Origin of the sequence: Pseudomonas sp. CFBP 13710, from assembly GCF_014842235.1 — a bacterium.
In the GTDB taxonomy this organism is placed as follows: domain Bacteria; phylum Pseudomonadota; class Gammaproteobacteria; order Pseudomonadales; family Pseudomonadaceae; genus Aquipseudomonas; species Aquipseudomonas baltica.
Window position 1 is genome coordinate 1 of the sequence record NZ_JACYVJ010000031.1, and the last position, 611, is coordinate 611.

Here is a 611-nt window from a genome sequence, read left to right on the forward strand (position 1 = left end):
GCACGCACTTCCTGATCATCAAGAAACTTCAAGGGCGTTCAGCAACCGTTGCAGATCGCTGAAAGAATTTAAAGCGAGCAACACCGCACGCAGTGGGCAGTGTCGTGATCAGGCAAAAGGGGAGGCGCGTGGACTCAGGCTGGGCCAGCGGATTCTTGGGTGCAGCGTTGGCAGTTCAGGATCTTCAAGGACAACGCCGGGTGTGTACTGCGGCAAGAAATGGCGGTAGTAATCCGAGGGCAGGGCTGCCAGCCCGGCATGGCCGCAACAGCAGTCCGCATGGTGCATGGCGTGTTCGGGTTCGGATTGAGGTATCTGAAGCGCCTCGATCGCCTGGCGAAACTCAGCTGAGACGACGCTCGAGTTTCCCCCGGAACAAAATCCGCCCCACAGCATGAGATTTACATCGGGCGCTTGCATCGCACGGCTGAGCGGCATGGCCAGAATGTTCAGCAAGATCGCCAGGCAGGCAATCCAGGGTCGGATACGTCTCAACGAACTCATGAATGAAATCGCTGCAAAGGGGAGGCTATTTAGCGCTCTTTAACACGCGATGTACATTTTACAAGGGTGCGCCATTTCGCCGCAGGTACATTGAGCAGGAGCAGAAG

1 protein-coding gene is annotated in these 611 nt (G+C 56.6%); it reads right to left on the reverse strand.

Going from position 1 to position 611, the window contains the following annotated elements:
• Positions 1-108: 108 nt before the first annotated feature.
• Positions 109-504, reverse strand: a complete 396-nt coding sequence (locus IFT44_RS21035) for a DUF2946 domain-containing protein (protein ID WP_122797568.1) — start codon at positions 502-504, stop codon at positions 109-111.
• Positions 505-611 lie beyond the last annotated feature (107 nt).